The organism is Nostoc punctiforme PCC 73102 (assembly GCF_000020025.1).
Lineage (GTDB): Bacteria > Cyanobacteriota > Cyanobacteriia > Cyanobacteriales > Nostocaceae > Nostoc > Nostoc punctiforme.
The window spans coordinates 6,017,678-6,041,086 of record NC_010628.1 but is presented as its reverse complement, the minus strand read 5'-3'; the positions used below and the strand labels follow the sequence as shown (position 1 = coordinate 6,041,086).

General features: G+C 43.9%; 16 protein-coding genes and 1 other RNA gene. 2 read left to right on the top strand and 15 right to left on the bottom strand.

Features of this window, described 5'->3' with window-relative positions; genetic code table 11:
* Positions 1 to 44 precede the first annotated feature (44 nt).
* Both NPUN_RS24615 and NPUN_RS24610 read right to left on the bottom strand, forming a co-directional pair.
* Positions 45 to 1,262, bottom strand: coding sequence for an acetate kinase (locus tag NPUN_RS24615; RefSeq protein WP_012411176.1), 1,218 nt, complete (start codon positions 1,260 to 1,262; stop codon positions 45 to 47).
* A 300-nt stretch (positions 1,263 to 1,562) separates the two neighbouring features.
* The gene (locus tag NPUN_RS24610; RefSeq protein ID WP_012411174.1) at positions 1,563 to 4,193 is read right to left on the bottom strand and encodes a trans-splicing intein-formed DNA polymerase III subunit alpha N-terminal partner DnaE-N; all 2,631 of its coding nucleotides are present in this window, start codon (positions 4,191 to 4,193) and stop codon (positions 1,563 to 1,565) included.
* Between the two features lie 193 nt (positions 4,194 to 4,386).
* Between NPUN_RS24610 and NPUN_RS24605 the strand changes: the two genes are divergently transcribed.
* Entirely contained in the window at positions 4,387 to 5,679 is a 1,293-nt protein-coding gene (locus NPUN_RS24605; protein WP_012411173.1) for a dicarboxylate/amino acid:cation symporter, read from the top strand.
* 19 nt (positions 5,680 to 5,698) lie between these two features.
* Here the strand turns inward: NPUN_RS24605 and NPUN_RS24600 are convergent, their stop codons facing one another.
* The 5 genes from NPUN_RS24600 to NPUN_RS24585 all read right to left on the bottom strand — a co-directional run bounded on the left by NPUN_RS24600 (position 5,699) and on the right by NPUN_RS24585 (position 14,835).
* Positions 5,699 to 5,878, bottom strand: a complete 180-nt coding sequence (locus tag NPUN_RS24600; RefSeq protein WP_012411172.1) for a hypothetical protein — start codon at positions 5,876 to 5,878, stop codon at positions 5,699 to 5,701.
* A gap of 442 nt (positions 5,879 to 6,320) precedes the next feature.
* Positions 6,321 to 10,625, bottom strand: a complete 4,305-nt coding sequence (locus NPUN_RS24595) for a beta strand repeat-containing protein (protein ID WP_012411171.1) — start codon at positions 10,623 to 10,625, stop codon at positions 6,321 to 6,323.
* A gap of 40 nt (positions 10,626 to 10,665) precedes the next feature.
* On the bottom strand, positions 10,666 to 10,818 hold the full coding sequence (locus NPUN_RS42125; protein ID WP_012411170.1) for a hypothetical protein: 153 nt from the start codon (positions 10,816 to 10,818) through the stop codon (positions 10,666 to 10,668).
* Positions 10,819 to 11,284: 466 nt separating this feature from the next.
* The gene (locus NPUN_RS24590; protein WP_012411169.1) at positions 11,285 to 12,997 is read right to left on the bottom strand and encodes a diflavin flavoprotein; all 1,713 of its coding nucleotides are present in this window, start codon (positions 12,995 to 12,997) and stop codon (positions 11,285 to 11,287) included.
* Between the two features lie 119 nt (positions 12,998 to 13,116).
* Positions 13,117 to 14,835 (bottom strand): diflavin flavoprotein, encoded by a 1,719-nt coding sequence (locus NPUN_RS24585; RefSeq protein ID WP_012411168.1) that lies wholly within the window; start codon positions 14,833 to 14,835, stop codon positions 13,117 to 13,119.
* Between the two features lie 961 nt (positions 14,836 to 15,796).
* Here NPUN_RS24585 and NPUN_RS24580 point away from each other — a divergent pair.
* On the top strand, positions 15,797 to 16,252 hold the full coding sequence (locus tag NPUN_RS24580; protein WP_041565601.1) for a helix-turn-helix domain-containing protein: 456 nt from the start codon (positions 15,797 to 15,799) through the stop codon (positions 16,250 to 16,252).
* Between the two features lie 537 nt (positions 16,253 to 16,789).
* Here NPUN_RS24580 and ssrA read toward each other — a convergent pair.
* The 8 genes from ssrA to atpB all read right to left on the bottom strand — a co-directional run bounded on the left by ssrA (position 16,790) and on the right by atpB (position 23,393).
* Positions 16,790 to 17,179, bottom strand: a transfer-messenger RNA (tmRNA) gene (gene ssrA, locus NPUN_RS38380).
* A gap of 294 nt (positions 17,180 to 17,473) precedes the next feature.
* Positions 17,474 to 18,421, bottom strand: a complete 948-nt coding sequence (locus tag NPUN_RS24575; RefSeq protein ID WP_012411167.1) for a F0F1 ATP synthase subunit gamma — start codon at positions 18,419 to 18,421, stop codon at positions 17,474 to 17,476.
* Between the two features lie 147 nt (positions 18,422 to 18,568).
* Entirely contained in the window at positions 18,569 to 20,089 is a 1,521-nt protein-coding gene (atpA, locus tag NPUN_RS24570; protein ID WP_012411166.1) for a F0F1 ATP synthase subunit alpha, read from the bottom strand.
* A gap of 215 nt (positions 20,090 to 20,304) precedes the next feature.
* Positions 20,305 to 20,859: an ATP synthase F1 subunit delta gene (gene atpH / locus NPUN_RS24565; RefSeq protein WP_012411165.1), complete on the bottom strand. Its 555-nt coding sequence runs from the start codon at positions 20,857 to 20,859 to the stop codon at positions 20,305 to 20,307.
* On the bottom strand, positions 20,856 to 21,428 hold the full coding sequence (locus tag NPUN_RS24560) for a F0F1 ATP synthase subunit B (RefSeq protein WP_012411164.1): 573 nt from the start codon (positions 21,426 to 21,428) through the stop codon (positions 20,856 to 20,858). Before NPUN_RS24560 ends, atpH begins: the two co-directional genes overlap by 4 nt.
* A 194-nt stretch (positions 21,429 to 21,622) precedes the next feature.
* Positions 21,623 to 22,054, bottom strand: a complete 432-nt coding sequence (locus NPUN_RS24555; RefSeq protein WP_012411163.1) for a F0F1 ATP synthase subunit B' — start codon at positions 22,052 to 22,054, stop codon at positions 21,623 to 21,625.
* A gap of 182 nt (positions 22,055 to 22,236) precedes the next feature.
* Positions 22,237 to 22,482, bottom strand: coding sequence for an ATP synthase F0 subunit C (gene atpE, locus NPUN_RS24550; protein ID WP_012411162.1), 246 nt, complete (start codon positions 22,480 to 22,482; stop codon positions 22,237 to 22,239).
* A gap of 149 nt (positions 22,483 to 22,631) precedes the next feature.
* Positions 22,632 to 23,393, bottom strand: a complete 762-nt coding sequence (gene atpB, locus NPUN_RS24545; RefSeq protein ID WP_012411161.1) for a F0F1 ATP synthase subunit A — start codon at positions 23,391 to 23,393, stop codon at positions 22,632 to 22,634.
* Between the last annotated feature and the right edge of the window lie 16 nt (positions 23,394 to 23,409).

Genomic DNA, 23,409 nt, shown 5'->3' with positions numbered 1-23,409 from the left:
CTAGTTTAGCCAACTCTTACAAGAAGTTAGCTTTTTGAGAATTTTTAGTTTTTCAATATTTGCCAACAATGTTGAGCGATCGCCCAATCTTCTTGAGTATGAATAACTAATACCCGTACTGCTGAGTCATTTGTAGCAATATCTTCATCCACTGGCTTCTGTTGATTTTTCTGAAGATCAAGTTTCAATCCCAAAAAACCGAAGGCTTCACAGGCGGCTTGGCGAATTTCCGCAGAGTGTTCACCTACGCCTGCTGTAAACACCAAAGCATCTAATCCGCCCAAACTGGTAACCATTGCACCGATACCAGAACGTAGACGATGCACGTAGATATCCCAAGCGAGTTGAGCGCGGGAATTACCTTGAGCGATCGCTTTTCTCACCTCACGCATATCACTAGATACACCCGAAATTCCCTTTAACCCAGAAGCTTTATTTAATATCTCATCCAACTTTTCGACAGAGTAATCACAGTACCGCAACAGATAAATCAGAATCCCCGGATCAACTGAACCAGAACGACTACCCATCATTAATCCTTCTAGGGGCGTGAATCCCATTGTGGTATCAATGCTGCGACCGTTTTTAATCGCCGCCAAAGAGCAGCCATTACCCAGATGACAGGTAATTAACCGCCCAGATGCAACATCTTGACCGAGAATTTGGGCAGCACGTTGAGAACAGTATTGGTGACTGATACCATGAAACCCATAGCGGCGAATACCTTGCTCTACCCACTGATATGGGCCGGGGTAGATTGCTGCTGCATCCGGGATAGTGGCATGAAACCCGGTATCAAATACTGCTATCTGAGTGACATCTTTTAAAATTTTTTCAATTGCTTCTATACCTGACAAAGCTACTGGATTATGTGCTGGAGCGAGGTTAGATAAGCTAGCGATCGCCTTTTTAACATCCTCCGTAATTACCACGCTATCTCGATAATCCTCTCCGCCATGTACTATCCGATGCCCCACCACATCAATTTCTGACAACCGATCAATTACCTTGGTATCCCCATCACTAAGTGTATTGAGCATATAAGCGAGGTGTGCCTGTGGAGAATCATCAGAAATTGATTCTTGCAGTGTTGCACCTGTAGCAGTTTTCACCTCAATTTCTGCCACACCGCGATCTTGAGTCCAGTTGATTTTCCCTTCCCAAAGGGGTTGAGATGCTTGGGTGGAGAAAGCCTCATCTGCAATCTCGTACAGACAACTTTTTTGGGTACTCGATCCGGCATTCAGCACCAATATCTTCATAGGACAACATCAAAACATGACCTCCTTTGATCATGTCACTAAGTGCAGCCTGATGCTTCTAGCCTATAGGCATAATAATTAGGTAGAGGATTCCTTAAAGTAAAGCTGTGTCGCTTCTCTCAAACCAGCAATTACCTGTTCGATTGTGTCTCTCTGCTGAATCGTACCAACTTTGGGACAATCAGCTATACATATCGTCCTCTTTATCAATGACGATTGCCAAGCTGCGAATTTTTATTGTACCGTGAACTCTCATTTATATAACAAGTAGAAAATTCCGATTTCTCACTATCCCTTTTCTCAATTCGGCAAATTATCAACCCGCATCAAATCCAATTCACGTTCAAATATTTCATCAATTGGCAACATTTGACCATCAACAGTCATAAACTTATGGTCTTTTGTTGCCCGAATCAATGAACCATCTTCCAAACAATACTCAAACACCTCTTGTTCTCCGCGATCGTGCCATTGTGCTACAGGTTGTGTATAAATATTTCCATTATTATCAACGCTATAAACAGTACATTCGATGCGCTTTTCTACAATTTTACCAATCGGTAATAATCCATATTCTACTGTCAATATTTCCGTTTCATAGCTTAAACAATATTCAGCAAACTTCAACATTTGCTCAAATAACTCATCCGCAACTTTTTTCGGAACACCATTTTTTGCTGCGCCATCCACGAATTTTTCTCGCTGCTTTTGCATCTCAGAAACTTTCTTTTTACCCATCGCCCGACGCAGCAAGTCAGCTTGTCCTAAAGAATATCCAGCCATATCCTGAGCAATTTTCATGATTTGCTCTTGATAGACCATAATTCCATAAGTTTCGTCTAATATTGGTTCTAAAACAGTGTGTTGATAATCAATGTTTTCTCGACCATGTTTGCGGTTAATAAACTTAGGAATCAGCCCCGCATCTAATGGCCCCGGTCGATAAAGTGCCAAAATTGAAGAAATATCTTCTATATTAGAAGGCTTCAAATCTCGCACTATCTGACGCATTCCCGAAGATTCTAATTGAAATATCCCTTCTAACTCACCTGCTTCTAATAATTCATAAGTTTTTTGTACATCTTTAGGTAAACTGCTATGTTCACCTTTAGCTAATATCTTTTGGGCTTTTCTTTCCTGGCGCGGAATTTCATCAGGATCAACCCGATATCCTCTCGTTTCTTGAATCAAATCAACGGTCTTTTGAATCAGCGTCAGGTTCCGCAAACCCAGAAAATCCATTTTTAACAAACCCATTGATTCGAGATCTTCCATGAAATACTGGGTAATCACAGAACCATCATTATTTTTCTGTAGCGGCACAATTTCATCAAGTGGTTCGTCTGAAATTACCACCCCGGCTGCATGAACACCAAAGGTTTTGTTAGTTCCTTCAATTCGCATCGCCATATCAAGCCAATGGCGAACATGGGGTTCTTTATCATATTTTTCTTTAAACTCTGGTTCTGGAGTTTTATCGGAAACCATCACCTTGAGTTTTGTTGGTTTCCCTCGCACTACAGGAATTAATTTCGCCATTTTGTCAGCTTCCCCGTAGGGAATATTCAATACTCTGGCGACATCTTTCAAAACTGCCTTAGAAGTTAGACGGTTAAAAGTAATGATTTGGGCAACTCTATCTGCACCGTATTTCTCAGTGACATATTCAATAACTTTATCCCGTTGTTCAATACAGAAATCCGTATCAATATCAGGCATGGATTTCCGTTCGGGGTTCAAAAAACGTTCAAATAGTAGCCCATGATGCACAGGATCAATATTAGTAATTCGCATTGCATAAGCAACTAACGAACCAGCCGCCGAACCCCGACCTGGCCCGACAGGAATATTATTATCTCTAGCAAATTTAATGTAGTCCCATACAACTAAAAAGTATTTGGAAAAACCCATCTGCTGAATCATTTTCAGTTCGTATTCCAATCTTTCTTTATAGACGGAATCAACTTCCTGGCGAGATTTGCGATTTAATCGTTCTAAAAGTCCGTTCCATGCAACATCTTCGGCGTAAGTGTCAGCAGTATGACCGGAGGGAATGGGGGGTGTAGGTATCTGAGGCTCACCCATGATATGGTAAGGCTCGACTTTATCAGCGACTTCTTCAGTAGTGGCTACAGCTTCAGAAATCACATCATCCGGCAAATGGTCACGAAATAGCTGCCGCATCTCTTCACCAGATTTGAGATACTCTGTGCCGCTATAACGCATCCGCTTATCTTCAATAATTAGCTTGCCAGTTTGAATACATAGCAAAGCGTCGTGGGCTTCAACGTCGAAACAAGAAATAAAATGTGAATCATTAGTAGCAATAATTTTAATGCCTAGTTCTCTAGCAATTTTAACTATTTCAACATTCACTATTCGGTCTTCTTGGGAGCCGTGGTCTTGAATTTCTAGATAATAATCATCACCAAATACATCTTTATACCACTGTGCAACTTTCCGGGCTGCATCTGGTCTATTACTGAGAATCGCTTGGGGAACTTCTCCACCCAAGCAAGCACTGGTGACAATCAAGCCTTCATGGTATTGTTTTAGTAAATCTTTATTAATACAAGGACGTGAAAAGATTCCTTTGCCTTGAACACCTTGAAGATGAGAAATTGTAGTTAATTTGACTAAATTTTTGTAACCTTTGGTATTTTTAGCTAAAACGACTTGATGATATTTGGGGCGACGTTCTTGTTTCTCGATATCACCATTAATTACATACATTTCATTGCCGATAATCGGCTTAATATTTTGACTACGGCAGATTTTGATCAGTTCAACGGCTCCATACATGACACCATGATCGGTAAGGGCGATCGCTTTCATCCCCAGTGCGATCGCTTGATCTACCAACTCTGGTAGCTGACTTGCCCCATCTAATAGACTGTAGTCACTGTGAATATGTAAAGGCACAAAGGACATAAGCATCTCCAACCACAAGCCAAAATATCTTTAGGGGCCTACCTTGTGGTATACCCTTTCAAGCCGGATTTTGCAAAGCAACGGAATATTACATTAGCAGTTTTTACCTAAAATTAAAGCTGTTCTTTTTCCGAAATTGTCACTGTCATCAGTGTTGTTTTAATAGTTACAGCAGTTCATCAGCATCTAACTAATGAGTGAAACAGAGAGTACTACTTCGCCTGAAACCAAAGCTAGCCCTTGGTGGCAGCGTATCCCTCTCACATTGCAAATTCTCATCGCCTTAGTAGCCGCAGTCAGCGTTGGAATTGCCCTTGGTGCGGGAAATCCCAATCCCAGCAATGCCACTTTAATTAACAATTTAGCAATTCCGGCTGAGTTGGTGCTAAAGGCTCTCCGCGCCCTAGCTACGCCTCTAATTCTGGTAGCGGTGCTGCATACCTTAATGACTACCAATATCCCCGGTACAGCCGGACGGCGGCTGGCGGTGCTACTTTTGACTAACACTACAGTAGCTATTTTAGTAGGACTTTTCGTAGCAAATGTGCTGCGTCCAGGAACTTGGGGCAATGTAGCTACCTCAACAACTACACAAATAACTACTCAGAGTCTTGACCCTTGGGGAATACTCAAAGATGCTGTACCGGAAGCTGTCCTCAAGCCATTAGTTGATAATAATGTTATTCAACTAATTGTTATTGCCCTAAGTTTTGGCATCGTCCTGCGGGGATTAAAATCTGAACAAATTGCCCAAGGGAAAAAAGGATACCAACCAATAGAAGATGTCATCGGGATTTTATTCGAAGCGGTAGTCCGCGTCCTCAACTGGGTAATAGCCTTAGTGCCTTTCGCCGTTTTTGGGATTGTTGCTAAAACAGTTGCTATGCAGGGATTTACACCGTTTAAATCTTTGGGTGCATTTATTCTGGCGGTGCTGTTAGCATTGGCATTGCAGGCGTGCTATTACCTTACTAGAGTAAAATTTGGTTCTTGGGTACCCCCGCTAAAATTCCTAGCTGGCGGATCTGATGCCTTTTTAACAGCTTTTTCAACTTCTTCCTCTGCGGCGGCAATGCCCGTAACTTTTGAGGTTTTGCAAACAAAAGTTGGTTTAAGAGAATCTTCTGCTGCTTTGGGGGCATTAGTCGGGGCAAATTTTAATAATGATGGCACTGCCCTTTATGAAGCAATGTCTGCGTTGTATATTTCCCAACTAATTGGGCAACATCTGACTCTAGGACAGCAGTTAATTGTCATTCTGACCTCGATTTTTGCATCTGTAGGTGCGGCGAATATTCCTAATGCTGGACTAGTAACAATGACACTAGTGTTCACTTCTGTAGGCTTACCTACCCAGTACATTGCTTTGCTGGTTACCATAGACTGGTTTTTGGATCGCTGCCGCACCGCGATTAATGTTATGGGAGATATGACTGTCAGTGCTTTACTTGACGGCAAAAAGCCTCGTTCTGTAGACGAGGCTTAGTTTGAGGCTTTTCAGGTAGCTAATGCTGTTGGGGTCCTTTGGCATCACATTCTTTAGCCCAACAGCGTTCTAGAAGTCGAAGCCGCCAGATCAATGCAAAGCGTTGGGGATTCAATACTAATTTAGTATCGTGACTAAATAAAGGCTGGTTCAGATACTGCCAAAGTGGAAATTTAATTTTGGTGTGTTTTGGAGTCATAAGAACAACAAATATTATAAAAGTTTAGCGGCCATAGTCGGCATTTTGTCTAGCAATTGCCTAATACTGTTTTTCTAGTTAAAGACTACACTGCGGTTTTGAAATTGTCCTGGTGGCAATTGCGGAATTTCATCAAGTAAATTGATGTTGTTTCCGCTTTAATACTGAAATTGCACACATCATTTTTCTAATTCTACATAGCGTGAAAAGTCCTACCATTTCACGAAATTAGTGCAACAGATGTACCTCCCTATAGCTGATTCATCTGTTGCAAAGATTTGTGTCTGCGATCGCATTGCCATCCAGAATCTTAACTCGGTAGCCTATTATGACTTATGACTTCCAAAAGACTTGTGATTACAATTAGTTTGACGAAAGGGCTGATTCTATAGATAATTATTGGTTTTTTAGAGGAGCAAAACCTCGCTCCCCGACTTGGATATTAGACGATTGTGAAATTAGAGGCAATCAGGGTATTAGTGTTAATACCAGTCAGCGTTGCCAAGATTTCATCAGTAGTAGTCACGATAATATTGTTACCACAGAAACTCAGTTGGCTAAAGGTCAGACCATTAGACAAGCCAATTAAATCGTTGCCCTTGCAGAAGTCGGTAATAATACCATTACCTTCTCCAGCAGCGAAGACAAATTTATCATCACCATTGCCACCCGTGAGGATATCACTACCAAGACCACCAGATAAAAGGTCGTTACCATTGCCGCCAGAGAGGGTATCTTTGCCATTACCACCGTAGAGGATGTCTTTGCCATTACCACCATTGAGGTAGTCATTACCGGGAGTGCCGTGGAGTACATCGTTGCCGTTGTCACCAAAAAAGCGATCGCCCACTTGGATAGTAACCTTCGCAGTGCTGGTGAGTTGGCCATCAGTGATAGTGTAGTTAAAGCTAGCCGCACCGCTAAACCCGCAAGTTGGTGTAAACACGATAAAATCATCTGCCGAGTTGCTGGGAGTGCCGTTATTTTTCAGCACCGCAGTACCGTGAGTTGCAGCGCTGACACCAGTGATGCTGAGGTTGGTGCTATCGATGTCGCGATCGTTAGCCAACAGGGTTTTTGCTTCAATACTCACAGCAGTATTTTTCGCATCTGTAACAGTATCATTCACTGTAATAGGTGCATCGTTAACTGGGTTGATAGTCAGGTTAAAAGTACCAGTAATGCTACCGCCATTGCTGTCATTAATAGTGTAAGTAAAGCTGTCAGTATCGTTATAGTTGGCATTAGGGGTGTAAACAAAATAGTCGTCGTTGGGATTGCCAACAGTGCCGTTGTCGTTGAAAGCCAGTGTGCCGTTGGCAGGGTTAGTAAAGCCAGTGATACTTAAGGTATCGCCATCAACATCAGAATATCTATTTAGAATGGTGCTAGCAAGGATGTTAACGGCAGTATCTTCCTCAGTGACAGTGGTAATCTTAGTCGCAAAGCCAAAGATGACGTAACTCTCCCCGGCTCCAGTTGCAAAGCGGGAGTTATTTGGTGCCCCGATAATTAGGTCATCAAAGCCGTCACCATTGATGTCTCCAGCACTACTGACAGAGGAGCCAGAGTAGTCACGCTCATCAATGCCTTTGATAGCGAAGCCATTGCTGCCGTTGAGGTCGGAGAGATTGAAACTAGCTCCAAAGCCGCTACTGCTACCAAACAGTAAGTAGCTCTCCCCAGCATTTAACTTGCCATTGGGGTCGCCAAAAGCTGCCCCAATAATCAAGTCATCGAAGCCGTCACCGTTGAAATCCCCGGCACTGCTAACGGAGGAGCCTGAGTTGTCACCCTCATCAATGCCTTTGATAGCGAAGCCGTTGCTGCCATTGAGGTCGGAGAGGTTAAGGCTAGTTCCAAAGCCGCTGCCGCTGCCAAAGACCACGTAGCTTTCTCCGTACTCAGGTTTGGCGTAGCGGGAGTAATTGCTTACCCCGATAATCAAGTCATCGAAGCCATCACCATTGAAGTCTCCGGCATTGCTAACGGAGGAGCCTGAACGGTAATTCACATCAATGCCGTTGATCGTGAAGCCGTTGCTGCCGTTGAGGTCGGAGAGGTTGAGGTTAGCTCCAAAGCCACTACTGCTGCCAAACACTACGTAGCTCTCCCCATTATCAAAGGAGGCAGAAGGTGCTCCGATAATCAGGTCATCGAAGCCGTCACCGTTAATGTCCCCTACACTGCTAACGGAGGAGCCTGAGTTGTCACCCTCATCAATGCCGTTAATCACGAAGCCGTTGCTGCCATTGAGGTTGGAGAGGTTAAGGCTAGCTCCAAAGCTACTACCGCCAAACACTACGTAACTTTCCCCAGCACGTTCTTTACCGTTAGGGGAGGCAGTAGGTGCGCCAATAATCAAGTCATCGAAGCCGTCACCGTTAATGTCGCCGACACTGTTAACGGAGCCGCTTGAGAAGTCAGACGCATCAATGCCGTTGAGCACAAAGCCGTTACTGCCGTCCAGAGACGAAAGATTAAGGCTAGCTCCAAAGCCACTGCTGCTGCCAAACACTACGTAACTTTCTCCGGCAAGGTCTTTACCGTTGGAGGAGGCAAAAGGTGCCCCAATAATCAGGTCATCGAAGCCGTCACCGTTAATATCCCCAGCACTGCTAACGGTGGAGCCTGAGAAGTCAAACTCATCAATGCCGTTGAGCACGAAGCCGTTGCTGCCGTCTAGGGACGAGAGGGTGAAGCTAGTTCCAAAGGCACTACTGCTGCCAAACACTACGTAGCTCTCCCCAGCATTTAACTGACCGTTGGGGTCGGCATTACTTGCCCCGATAATTAGGTCGTCGAAGCCGTCACCGTTGAAGTCCCTGGCACTGCTAACGGGGGAGCCTGAGCCGTCACCCTCATCAATGCCGTTAATCGCAAAGCCGTTACTGCCATTGAGGTTAGAGAGATTGAAAACAGAGGCAAGCCTAGGTGGATCATTCACCCCATTGATGGTCAGGTTAACGCCAACTGTACTGGTAAAGCTGCCATCGCTAACTGTGTAGGTGAAGCTATCGCTGCCAGTTTGACCCACAGCTAAAGTTTCAAATTGAGCGTTGGGGTCGTAGGTGAAAGTGCCATCAGCATTGAGAGTTAATAAAGCACTGGAACTCAAGGTAACAGGGATGCCAACAGTCACCGCACTCCCGTTGACATTTGTCACTGTTAAGGGGTTGCTATCTGGGTCACTATCATTGGTTAAAACTGAAATGTTAACGGCAGTGTCTTCGTTCGTGGTCGCAGTGTCGGTAACTGCGACTGGAGGTTGATTAGGAGCTGTAGTAGTAGCAAAGCCAAAAATGATGTATCTCTCCCTAGAGGTTTGGACGCGTGAGTAAAAAGTTGCCCCGAGACTCAGGTCGTCAAAGCCATCGCCGTTGATATCCCCTACACCGCTGACGGAGTAGCCTGAACGATCATTTACATCAATGCCGTTGATCGCGAAGCCGTTGCTGCCGTTGAGGTCGGAGAGATTGAAGCTAGCTCCAAAGCCGCTGCTGCTGCCAAACACCACGTAGCTTTCCCCAGCAGCGAATTTGCCGTTGGGGGAGGCAAGTTGTGCCCCGATAATTAGGTCGTCGAAGCCGTCACCGTTGAAGTCCCCCGCATTGCTAACAGATATGCCTGAGTTGTCACCCTCATCAATGCCGTTAATCACGAAGCCGTTGCTGCCATTGAGGTCGGAGAGATTAAGGCTAGCTCCCAAACCTCTGTCACTCCCAAACACGACGTAGCTCTGCCCAGCACCGAATTTGCCGGCACTACTTGCCCCGATAATCAGGTCGTCGAAGCCGTCACCGTTGAAGTCTCCTACACTGCTGACGGAGTTTCCTGAGTAGTTACGCTCATCAATGCCGTTAATCACGAAGCCGTTGCTGCCGTTGAGGTCGGAGAGATTGAAGCTAGCTCCAAAGCCGCTGCCGCTGCCAAAGACCACGTAGCTCTCCCCAGCAGAAAACTTGCCGTTGGGGTCGGCACCAGATGCCGCGATAATTAGGTCGTTGAAGCCGTCACCGTTGAAGTCCCCGGCACTGCTAACGGGGGAGCCGGAGCCGTCACCCTCATCAATGCCGTTAATCACGAAGCCGTTGCTGCCGTTGAGGTCGGAGAGATTAAGGCTAGCTTCCAAGCCTCTGTCACTCCCAAAGACCACGTAGCTTTTCCCAGCAGAAAACTTGCCGTTGGGAGAGGCACCAGCTACCCCGATAATTAGGTCGTCTAAGCCATCACCATTGATGTCTCCGGCACTGCTTACAAGGGAGTCTGAGTAGTTAAGCCGATCAATGCCGTTGATTACGAAGCCGTTGCTGCCGTCCAGAGAAGAGAGATTGAGGCTGGCTCCAAAGCCATTGCTGTTGCCAAAGACCACGTAGCTTTTCCCAGCATTAATCTTGCCGTTGGGAGAGGCACCTGGTGCCCCGATAATTAGGTCGTCGATGCCATCACCATTGATGTCTCCGGGAATGCTGACGGAGTAGCCTAAATAGCCACTGCTAATCACGAAGCCGTTGCTGCCGTTGAGGTCGGAGAGTTTGAAGCTAGCTTCAAAGCCATTGCTGTTGCCAAACACTACGTAGCTTTCGTCAGCACCACCAATTATCAGGTCGTCGATACCGTCGCTGTTGATGTCTCCGTCACTGCTAAAGTTTGACCTAGGCGAGATGATTAAGTTAGAGCCTGCGATCGCAAAACCATTGTTCCCGTCGAGGTCAGAGAGGTTAAAAACTGCTGGATTAGGTGCCATTGTTGTTGATTCCTCTGAAATTATGGATTTTGAATTGTTCTTATCCCACCGTTACCACCCGCCGAATTTCGTCGCTGCGAAATCCGATCGCCATTAGACGACATAAGCCCAAAAGTACTACCACATCGTCCAATTCCAACACTACCCCTTCCATTCGCAGGGAATGGACAATATCGCCGCCTGACAGAAACAACCTTTGATTCGATGCTCTTACTGTTGGACGTAAGCTAGTTAATACGTCAACAACACGGGTTTTGTCAGCTGCACTGAGCGATCTTTCGTAGCCAGTGGTTCTTCATTTCAGAAATCATTAGAGTATTGTCGGAGTCCCTTTAAAACAATATATGGTTTTGTAATACAAAAGTATCTTGTGTATAATCTAAAACTTAAAAACCCCGAACATCTATCTTGAGGCAGATAACTAAAATTTATACCAATTTTAAAAAAGAATGTGACAGATACAAAACAAGGAAACCCAGATTAAATCAGGCTTTCTTAATTTTGAATTTTGAATTGGTATTACTTGGGCGGACTCTACATCTCGACAAAAAACTGGGATGAGCAAGATGCCCATCCCACAAAAAAAGAGAATTTTTGTCATAAAATGCCTTGGCTATATTCGAGCTAAGGCGATTTCATCAAGTTAGATTTCTTACTATCTAATAATGAGTGCCAGTTTTGCGATGGTTGATGGCAGTAACAGCATCAGGTTTGAGTAATTTACCTTCGTCCACAGTTGCATATACAACCCAATGATCGCCGCATTCCAGACGTTGATTGACTGAGCATTCTAAATATGCCAATGCATCAGTAAGAACGGTACAGCCGTTATCCGCAACTGCTGTACTAAAGTTAGCAAATCGATCTTCCCCGGGCGCGAAAGATTTACGGAAATGCTTCATGTAGTCTTGATGATTGCCTTCAGGTAGAATATTTAAGGCAAATTTACCGCCTGGATACATCAAAGATTCGATCGCTCGCTCTTTGGCGATCGCCACGGTTATTCCCGGTGGGTTAAAGGTAGCTTGAGAAACCCAAGCGCCTAACATTGCGGTAGACACTTCTCCTTGTTTCGCTGTCACCACGCATACAGAACCAACAATGCGACCAACAGCCTGTTCTACTGGAGTAGCGGCTTGTTGTGGTACACGTACCTTTTTAGCTTTTTTCAGTGCTTGGGCAAAGTCTGTACCTAGTTCTTCACAGAACTTGAGAGTGACATCATCAGGTTTAAACTTGACCTTCAATGTGTCAAAGCCAAAACGGTATCCAGAATCCCGGAGTTTACCTTCTATTAAGTCAAAAGCTTCGCCACTCCAGCCATAAGAACCAAAGACTCCAGCGAGTTTGCTGTTGTCACCGCTTGAGATCACAATCCCTAAAGCAGTATGAATGGGAGTCGGCGCATGACCACCGATGGTAGGAGAACCGATGATAAAACCTTCTGACTGTGCTAAGTTGATGCGAATTTCATCAGGGGTGGCAAATTCGCAGTTAATTGATTTGACTGCAACTCCACCTTTAGTTAATCCCAGAGCGATCGCTTGTGCTAAAGTCGCCGTATTGCCGTAAGCTGAAGCGTAAAGTAGGGCAACGGAAATCTCGCGATCGTTATGAGAACGGCTCCACTCTCCATAAGCTTTGGTGAGTTCGATTAAGCTGGTGCGTACTAAAGGTCCATGACCTACAGCATACATTCTCACCTGCAAATCTGATATTTTCTCCAAAGCTGCTTGCACATGAGGAGTTTGGGGAGCCATCAGGCAGTTAAAGTAGTAACGCTGGTCTTCTTTAAGCGCTTCCCAATTATCATCAAACACTTCATCACCACAGAGATGAGTTGCAAATAACTTATCTGTGTAGAGAATTTGGGTTTGCCGATCGTAGGTACAAAGTCCTTCTGGCCAACGCGGACTGGGAGTGGGCAGGAATTTCAAAACATGACCTTTGCCTAAATCCAGAGTTTCTTTCCCCCGCATTACCAAGACTTTCAAATCTTGCTCTAGGAAAGCAGCACGCAAATTGTTCGCACCGGGAAGAGAACAGACAAAAGTTACCTGTGGTGCCAGTTCTAAAATTGCTTTGAGGGTTGCAACTCGATTGGGACTAAAATGACCCAGGATTATATAATCCAAACTTTGTAAATCTAAAGTCTGCCGCAATGCCTCTAAATAAATTTCGGTAAAGCTTTCTGGCGGTGGATCGATAAGTGCGGTTTTATCAGCTTCAATTAAATAGCAATTGGAGGTAGTACCTCTTTCAAGTGCATATTCAATTTCAAACCGCAGACGTGACCAACTACGTGCTCTGATCGCCTTAGTATTTGTAGCAATTGGTAGAACTTGTACGTCGCGTGGCTTGGAATTGGTCATAGCTGTTGGTTAAAGTTGGGGAATAAGGAATAGGGAACAGGAAATAGGGTATGGATCATAGGAAACAGGGGATAGTTTTCTTTTCTGTCCCCTGTCACCTATTACCTCTTCCCTATTTCTTAGTAGTAATTACCTACTTTGCGATGGCGAACGGCTGTCAATCCATCGTTTTTAGAGACACGACCTTCTTGGACTGTGCAGTATAAAATCCAGTGGTCGCTGCATTCCATGCTGCTCTGTATTTCACATTCCATGTATGCCAAAGCATCAGTTAGAATCGGAGAACCGTTTTTCGCGGTTTGAGTTTTCACTCCTGCAAAGCGGTCAGCACCTGGATGCAAACGCTTGAGAAAATGCTTTTTCAATTCTTGATAATTGCCTTCTTCCAAAACGTTGAGGACGAAGCGATCGCCTACTTGCATTAAGGAATCAATGGCGCGGTCTTTCGCAACGGCAATTGTTAATCCTAATGGTTGCAAACTCGCTTGCGTTACCCAGGATGCCAGCATTGCACTTGAGGCATTATCTTTTTTAGTGGTGACTATATACAGTCCACTACTAATGCGACCCAGCGCTTTTTCCATGTTGACATCAAGAGACTTGATTTGCTTGATGTTGCGATCGCGCACCAGCAATTGTCCCAAGTCTTTACCTGCTTCTTCACACAACTGGAATGTTGATGCGGTGGGAGCCTCTCTAATTCGAATGGCTGGGAAGGCTTCTTTGATGCCAGAATCGATAAATTTTCTGCGGAGTGTATCAATGGGTTCATCATCCCCACCGTAACATTCAAATAGCCCAACAAATTGCTTGTTTTTGGCGACAGCTAGCACTGAGCTGATACTAGCTTGGGCGGCGGCAGCGGTACTTGGGGGCATACCAATAATGATGCCAGCTGCTCTACCAGCTAGTTCTTGAATTTCTTGGCTCTCAGCAGTACTTAAATCTAGTACTTCTACTCCAACCCCAGTTTTCAGGATACCTTCGGCAATTGCGTGACCAAGGCGCTCGCCATAACCGTAATCTGAGACAAAAAACAAGCCTACTGTGGTTTCTGCTTTAGCTTGTCTCTGGCTCCAATTTTCGTAGCACCCAGTTAGAACATCTAGATGGTGGTATAATAAAGGACCGTGACCATTGGCTATTATATTAATCTTTCCTAGATCGCCCATCCGCTTCATGGCATTCAGCAGGGAACGAGCATTAGGACCCATCAAGCAGTCGTAGTAAAATCTAAAGTCAGCTTCGATCGCTTCTAAATCTTCGTCAAAGGTGCGATCGTCACAAAAGTGCATCCCAAAAGCATCACAGGTGTAGAGAATTTGGGTTTTGCGGTCAAAGCTAAAGATTGTATCCGGCCAGTGCAGGTTAGGCGCACTCACGAATTCCATTTCATGTCCTTTGCCGATATCTATGCGATCGCCAGTTTTGACAACCCGCTTAGAAAATGGATCGTGTACTAAGCCTTCCAAAAACTGTAGCGCAACTTTTGAGGCTAAGACGGTGGCTCTAGGAGCTAATTGCAGGACATCTTCTACTAAGCCGCTATGGTCTGGCTCTGTGTGACTGACAATTATGTAATCAATTGTTTTGGGGTTAACAAGACCTTTTAGAGTCTCTAAATACAGATCGCGAAACTTCTGGTGAGAAGTATCAATCAAAACTGTTTGTTCGCCCCTAATTAAATATGAATTGTAGGTTGTGCCGTTTTGCAGTCCGAATTCGATATCGAAGCGATCGCGGTCCCAATCAAGAGAGCGAATCGCCGTTGTGTTAGGGGCAATTTCTACAGTTTGTATAGTTAGCCGATGTTGAACGTTCTCTGCGATCGCTACCATTATTCGTCTCCGAGCGCAAATTAACAGGTTTTTCTTCTGCCCCCATTCTCTCTATTATTTTTTGTTTAAGTTGTAATGAATATCAGTTTTTGAAAAATTTAACTTGTATCAATTATTGCTGTTTTTTAGCAAAAAACATGACTCAAAAAATATACTCAATATTAATTTACTCTCAAAAATATACTTAGTATTTTATTTTGCTATTTATTTAATTTTATTCTAATTTAAAAATATCATTTTCTTTAGATTATTTGACAATAAAAACTGAAAAAACTAGAACTCTTATCATACATTTAGTACTATTATCTGAAACTCAGTACAACTCAAAAAGCTTGCTCTTCAATTGCCTTTTGCCTCTTGACTGGCTGCACAAGGAAGTTGATAAATAAAGGTTTTTTCTTTTGAGAGTGGTATATACAATGACAAAATAGACTAGGCTTTATAAACAAACTCTGTAATTATGGCGTAAATATGGCGTAAAATAATTGACTTAAAGAGAATGGATTAAAAGTTAGCTTTTTAATACTCTATCTTACAAATAAGTAGGAAAGGTAGGAAAGGTAGGAAAGGTAGGGAAAATAGGAAAGTTAACACGATTTTTTTCTCTCTCCAGTAGGGATTGAATATATTTTTGTTTAAAGCAATAATATCGTTATATGAAATATAAAGTTTATGTAAAGTCGAGAAAATAAATATTTTTTGGAGATAGTTAAGAGAAATTTCCAGAGATGAGTTAAATAAAAAGGATGAAGGCTTCTATATATATGTTTTTCTGCCCATCCCAATGGTAAATGGCGTAAAAATTATTTTTAAAGTTTCGATGAATCACCGTCATCATAGAAATAATTTAAGAAGTTTAATGATACAGTCCTTTATTATCGACTTTAGACATTAATCAGAACGAAGCTAACAAGTTTTTAATAAAAGTGGCAACAATTAACTGTGTAAAAGGTTATTAATTATGGGATGCCGATTAAAAGTCTTTCTAACTGAGCAAGAAAAGCTGACTTTAGAAGAGTTAAGAAAAGCCAAAGATGCTCCTCAACGCACCAAGGATCGGGCTCAAGTCTTACTGCTAAATAATCGTGGCTTAAAAAATGAGCAAATTGCTAAAGGTTTGAACTGGGCAATTTCAACAGTACGTCAAACGCTTCATCGTTGGGAAAAGATGGGTTTAGCAGGTCTGTGGGATGCTCCTGGTCGAGGTGGAAAACCTCGATATTCAGAATCAGATTTGGTTTATCTAGAAAATTGTTTAGCTCAAGAGTCACAGACCTATAACTCTAAACAATTAGCGAAAAAACTGGCATCTGAACGTCAGGTAAGCTTGAGTGCAGATCGATTACGACGGGTACTTAAACAAAGAGGAAGAAGGTTTGGAACCGCACGCAAACAACCTCAAGAACAGAATAATTAAAGCTTCTCGTGGCTCTTAGTAACTTCTTCAATGCAAAAGTTGGGCCAGGATTGGTAGGCGATCGCAGATTTTGACTACAATGATAGTAATAGCAAAACTTAAGAGGCGATCGCTTTGACGTTTCTGCCAAAGTCGAAGGCTGCTATGACATACTTTTGTAGCAGGGGCTCTGTTAGGGATTAAATCACCGACCAAGATTTTGCAGCAATTAGCAAAGGAAGGATTTAGAATGTCGAACTTTTGCTTTGAACTTTGATTATGCAGACCAAGAAGATTTTAATAGCCTGAATAAACTTTAGTAAAAATTAGCACGTTGATGGTGATGTAGCTCAGGTACACAGAAGTGCTAAATAATTTAAGTATGAGAAAATGAACATCTTTTGATCGGGAAATGCTAAAAGTCCACTAATTTTTGATTTTGATTTTGAATTGGTTCCTTTCTTGGCTCAATTCTGTCTATTGATTTAATATATTCAGACAGCACAAAACAAAATCCACCTTGATATCAAATTATCAGGTGGACTTGTTATTTATTCTTAGTGGATCCGAGCAGAGTCGAACTGCTGTCCAAATTGGGTATTGACCCCCCGCTCATTCACAGGTTTAGCCTTTCTGACCCTCAAGGCGGGAATCGTTCATTATCCCGAACGTAGGATTCTCTGATTTAATCTTAGCTAGCAAGCCAACCAGAGAACGCTTACTAGAGCATCCGTTGGGGTTTGGTCTTCAGTCCTTAACGGAGTCAAACTAAAGACGCTCGAACCTATAAGAGGTGTTTAGGCAGCTACTAGAGCATCCTTACGAGCAAAGTTAACGATGTTATTCGCATTTACTTTTTGTTTGAGCCTTTGATTTCCGAGAGGAGACTCACTCTCGACCTGAATCACAGAGCAGCGTTCGCCAACCTGTCGAAACCGTGACGGACCCATGCGCTTCATACTTCAATTATAGTACGCGATTCTTGAATTCGTAATTCGTAATTCATAATTATCAAAGTTAGGATATAGCAATCCGCTTTGATTTCTGTTCGCGCAGCGTGGCGTAGCCATAATTGTTTGCGTAGGAGGCAATAGGCAAGAAGCCTCTTTGAGTTGTATACCGAATGTTTTCAGAAATCAAATATGAGTCTTCTATATGGCTGCAATTACGCAAAATAGCCAATCGCTAATTGAAAGACCATTAACGATTGGCTATTTGTCACAATCCACAACAAGTATTTTTCTAAGTTAGTGCTTCAGCACCACCTACAACCTCAAGGAGTTCTTGAGTAATTGCAGCTTGTCGAGCTTTGTTGTAAGACAGCGTGAGGGTATTAATCAATTCACCCGCATTTTCACTGGCATTACTCATAGCTGTCATCCGCGCTGCTAGTTCACTAGCCGCAGATTCTTGCAGCGCCCGCAATAGCTGGTTACTCAGATACAGGGGCAACAAAGAATCGAGAATCTGTACTGGATCTTGCTCGAAAATCATGTCAGGAGCCAACGGGCGGACTTGGCTAGCCACTTTCTCCCGTTCGACTTCAAATTTACCGCCACGGGTTGTCAAGCGGAAGATTTCATCATCGGCTGCTTCTAGACCTTGCGGATCGAGGGGCAGTAAGGTTTGCACCACAGGACGGGAGCTAACCAAGGAAAGGAATCTGGTGTAGATTAATTCGATGCGGTCTACTTCTTCCGAAAGGAACAAGGAAAGTAGTTGATCAGCAATCTGATTAGCTTCTGCTGCGGTAGGAATTTGCTCTAAGCCACTGTAGGTAGCATCAATGGGCTGATCGCGGCGTTGAAAGTACTGCGTAGATTTGCGTCCGACGAGTACAAATTGATAGTTTAAACCTTCTGCTTTGATTTCCTTGGCGCGATTTTCTGCACGACGGATAACGTTATTATTGTAGCCGCCGCATAGACCGCGATCGCCTGAAATTACCAATAGCCCGACTGACTTAACTTCTCTTTTTCTCAGCAGTGGCAGGTTTGCTTCTTCAAAGCGCAGACGGCTTTGTAAACCATATAATACTTGTGCCAAGCGATCGGCAAAGGGGCGAGTCGCTAGTACTTGTTCTTGCGCCCGACGCACTCTAGCCGCAGCTACGAGACGCATGGCTTCTGTGATTTTTTTGGTGTTTTTGACCGACTGAATGCGATCGCGTATTGCTTTTAGATTGGCCATAACTTTAAGTTCTGAGTCCTGAGTTCTGAGTTCTGAGGTCTGAGTCCTGAGTTCTGAGTTTGAAATTTTGAGTTTTGAATGAAAAACTTTCTTCAACTCAACACTTATAGCTACTCAGCACTCGGCACTCAGCACTCAGCACTGTAATTACGCTGCTGCTTTGAAGGTCTTCTTGTATTCGGTAAGTGCTTCCTTCAAAGCAGCTTCTTCTGCATCACCTAGTGCTTTGGAGGTTCTTACTCCTTCGGCATACTGTGTTTTACCAGTCTTTAAGTACTCCCGCAGACCTTGGGTAAAGCTGGTGACTTTATCTACAGGAACGTCATCTAAGTAACCATTAATACCAGCGTATAAAATTGCTACTTGCTCGTATACCGAGAGTGGCGAATTTTGTGGCTGCTTGAGAAGTTCGCGCAACCGTTGACCACGTGCCAACTGGTCTTGAGTGGCTTTATCTAAGTCAGAAGCAAATTGAGCGAAGGCTTGCAAGTCGTCAAATTGGGCTAGTTCCAATTTAATCTTACCGGCAACTTTTTTCATTGCCTTGGTTTGTGCCGCAGAACCCACGCGGGATACTGAAATACCGGGGTTCACAGCCGGACGGATACCAGCGTTGAACAAGTCAGAAGATAGGAATATTTGACCATCGGTAATGGAAATTACGTTGGTGGGGATGTATGCCGAAACGTCACCAGCTTGGGTTTCGATGATTGGTAGGGCGGTCATACTGCCTTTACCTAATTCATCACTTAGCTTTGCGGCTCTTTCTAACAAGCGAGAGTGAATGTAGAATACATCTCCGGGGTAAGCTTCGCGTCCGGGTGGACGACGCAGCAACAGGGACATTTGGCGATAAGCTTGGGCTTGCTTGGAGAGATCGTCGTAAATTACCAGGGTAGCTTTGCCTTTGTACATAAAGTACTCAGCAATAGTTGCGCCTGTGTAAGGAGCTAGGTATTGTAGTGTTGCTGGTTCACTGGCACTAGCTGCGACAACGATGGTGTAATCCATTGCGCCTTTTTCTTGCAATGTCTGCACCACGTTAGCTACGGTAGAAGCTTTTTGACCGATCGCAACGTATACACAAATTACATCTTCTTCTTTTTGGTTGATGATTGTGTCGATCGCGATCGCAGTTTTACCGGTTTGGCGATCGCCAATAATCAATTCCCGTTGACCGCGACCGATGGGAATCATTGAGTCAATAGCTGTAATCCCCGTTTGCATGGGTTCGTGTACAGATCGACGAGCAATGATACCAGGCGCTGGAGATTCAATCAAACGGCTTTCTGAGGATTTGATGTCTCCCTTACCATCAATGGGACGACCTAAAGCGTCTACAACTCTTCCAATTAAGGCTTCTCCGACTGGAATCTGAGCAATTCTACCAGTAGCGGTTACAGAACTACCTTCTTGAATTTCCAGCCCTTCACCCATCAACACCGCGCCCACGTTGTCTTCTTCTAAGTTTTGGGCGATGCCAATTGTGCCATCTTCAAATTCTAAGAGTTCCCCAGCCATAGCCTTTTCCAGACCATAGATCCGGGCAATACCGTCACCTACTTGTAGGACAGTACCAACGTTAGCAACTTTGACCTCTTGATCGTATTGCTCGATTTGTTGTTGGATAATGCTGCTAATTTCGTCAGGTCTAATTGATATGCTCATGTGTCTATCTTGTTTGCTTTCGAGACGGAAAAATTAATTCAGTTAGGAGTTAAGAGTTAGGAGTGATGAGTTAAAAATGCAAAAATTACAAGTTAAAAGTCAAAATAAATTACTATTTACCTAACTCCTAACTTCTAACTCCTGTACAGACGCGTAGACGCTCGTAGAGCGGCTTCTCGTAAGAGTATAATCGCGTCTCTCTAACTCCTAACCTTCTAGCTATTAGTTAAGCGCAATGAAAGGCGACGCAGCTGACCCCGGATACTGGCATCAATTACCTGCGAACCTACTTTAATAATCACACCACCAATTAACTCACTGTCTACCTTGGTTTCTAGTTCTACCTGGCGAGCATTACTGATGGCAATGACCTTTTGGATGATTGCCTGCTGTTGAGCTTCTGTGAGGGGAACGGCTGAAATTACTTCCGCTAATACGGTTTGATTCAGCTGCCGCAACAGCGCCAGATATTGTTGAAAAATCGATTCCAAGAATGCAATGCGGCGTTTGTCTACTAGTATCAACAAAAAGTTGCGTAAGTAGGGGTTAGAGCCTTCACCGAGTATTTGTTTGATGAGAGCTTTTTTGTTCTCAGCCTGAATAAACGGGTTGCTGAAGAAGTTGTGTAGCTGTTTGTCTGCTCTGAGCAGTCCCAGGAAAGTCCGCGCATCTTCTCCGAACTCTTCTGTCAAATTTTTCGATTGCGCTATTGACAAAAGCGCCTGTGCATAAGGCTGGGCTACTTCGGCTGCCGCTACCTGACTTGTCATACATTGCCTCCCAATTGTGCGATGCTACGATCAATTAAACTTTGTTGAGCATCGTCGGCAATCCCGCCTTTAAGTTGTGATTCGACTTTTTGCAATGCTAGCGTAGCAACTCGTTGCCGTAATTGAGCGATCGCTCGCTCGGTTTCGGTGTTCAAATCTGCTGCTGCTGTTTGTTTCAAGCGTTCTACGTCTTGCACTGCTTTCGCTAACAAGGCTTCTTTCGCTTTTTGGGCGTTTTCTACGGCCGATTGGCGGATACGTTCTGCTTCTGCTTGAGATTGCTTCAACTGCTCTTGCGCTTGGGAAAGGGCAGTCTTTGCCTCTTTTAAGCGCCCTTCTGCTTCCTGAATTGCGGTGGCAATATTGGATTGTCGCTCGTTCAGGATATTGCTTAAAACCTTACGTCCGAAGTAGAATAGTATGCCAACCAGAATCGCTAGATTGATCAGATTGGTTTCAAAAATGTCTAGGTTTAGACCGAAACCACCTTCTGCTGCGCCTTCTGCCAATTCAGAGTGAACAGCGTTCGCTTCTGCGGCAAGTAATAAGAATGTCCCCATGATACCCATTTACAAGTGCGCTGCTCGCTTGCTAATACGTTGTATTTTCCCCTAGGGAAGGAAATTTAAGTATCTTTTCCCTGTCAGGAAATTAAGTATCTTTCCCAAGAAGGGAAAAAGTGCCTTTTTTTGACACTTAAATTTTGCGCTCTGGACTAGGGGCCAGTTGCGCGTATGCTTTACACAGAACCAATCTCGTTAGCTTATCTAACTGGAGTTGGCCCCAATAGTTTTTCTAGAATCTGCCTACTTAGAGCATCAACTTGTTGCTCTAAGGTGCTAAAAGCTTGTTGTTTTTGTTGCTCTATTTCAACAGAAGCTTGTTCTCGTTGAGACTGAGCTTCCTTTTGGGCTTCAGCAATTTTTTCGGCAGTAATTTTCTTAGCTTCAAGTTGAGCGGCTTCTACAGTAGCTTGCGATTGTCTGCGAGCGTCTGCGAGTTGCTGCTCATATTCAGTAGCCAAGCGCTCGGCTTTAGCCAAGCTCTCCCGCGCCTCAAGGGTATTCGTTCGGATGTAACTATCGCGATCGTCTAGTACCTTGGTCAGTGGCTTATAGAAAATTGCATTCAACACAGCTGCTAATAGCAGGAATTGCAATGCCATGAAGGGCAAGGTAGCATCGAAATCAAACATTTGTCTCCTCTTTGGCTGGAGTAGCAGTTTTCATGGCTAGCAACGTCATCCAACCTTTCATATTTTAGAGACCCATAGCCAACAAGGGTCAACTGAACATTATAACTATTGAGATACCCAAAACGTTTTGATTGTAGAGGCGTGATGATTCACGTCTCCACACTCACAAAAATTTTCAGGTATTAACCGAAGGGGTTAGCGAACAGCAATACCAGGGCAATTACTAGACCATAGATAGTCAAGGATTCCATGAATGCCAAGGTTAATAGCAGAGTACCGCGAATTTTTCCTTCTGCTTCAGGTTGACGAGCAATACCTTCTACTGCTTGTCCAGCAGCGTTACCTTGACCGATACCAGGGCCAATTGCAGCTAAACCAATCGCTAAAGCAGCAGCGAGAACTGAAGCAGCCTGAACTAATGGATCCATGTTGATTTTCCTTGCTTTGATTACAAAACTAACAAAAGTACGTTAACGACTAGAAACGTGGTTTTCACGCTGCACATGAGTTCTTTAGATCGCGCTTTGCGATGTTTTGAGCAAATATGCTCTTGGAACTGTGCTATCAACTGAGAAGTTTAATGCTCCTCATGTTCTTCTCCGCCATGTCCCTCCATTGCCTCATGAATGTATGCTCCGGCTAGGGTGGCGAAAACCAGGGCTTGAATAGCACTGGTAAATAAACCCAAGGCCATTACAGGCAGAGGTACAAATAGAGGAACTAGCAGCACCAACACCGCGACTACCAATTCATCCGCCAAAATATTACCAAATAGCCGGAAGCTTAGGGAGAGGGGCTTGGTGAAATCTTCTAAGATTGCGATCGGCAACAAAACAGGTGTTGGCTCTATATATTTCTTAAAGTAGCCTAAACCCCGTTTGCTAAAACCCGCATAAAAGTACGCTAAGGATGTTAGCAGTGCTAATGCAACAGTCGTATTGATGTCATTGGTGGGAGCTGCCAATTCGCCCGAAGGTAGCTTGATGAGCTTCCAGGGAATTAGCGCACCTGACCAGTTCGATACGAAAATAAACAAGAACAATGTGCCAATAAATGGCACCCAAGGGCGGTACTCTTTCTCACCAAGTTGGTTTTTGGCCAAATCACGAATAAATTCTAAGGCGTATTCCATCAAATTCTGGATGCCCTTGGGAATTCTTTGTGCGTTGCGAGTAGCAGCTATTGAAGCCACTACTAAAATGCTAATCACAAACCATGAGGTGAGAAAAACTTGCCCATGAATTTTAAGATTGCCCAACTGCCAGTAGAAATGATGACCTACTTCTAATTCGGCGAGGGGAAAAGAATTAAAGGCGTTTAAGACACTAAGCATTTGCATTCTTCAAGCATTTTCC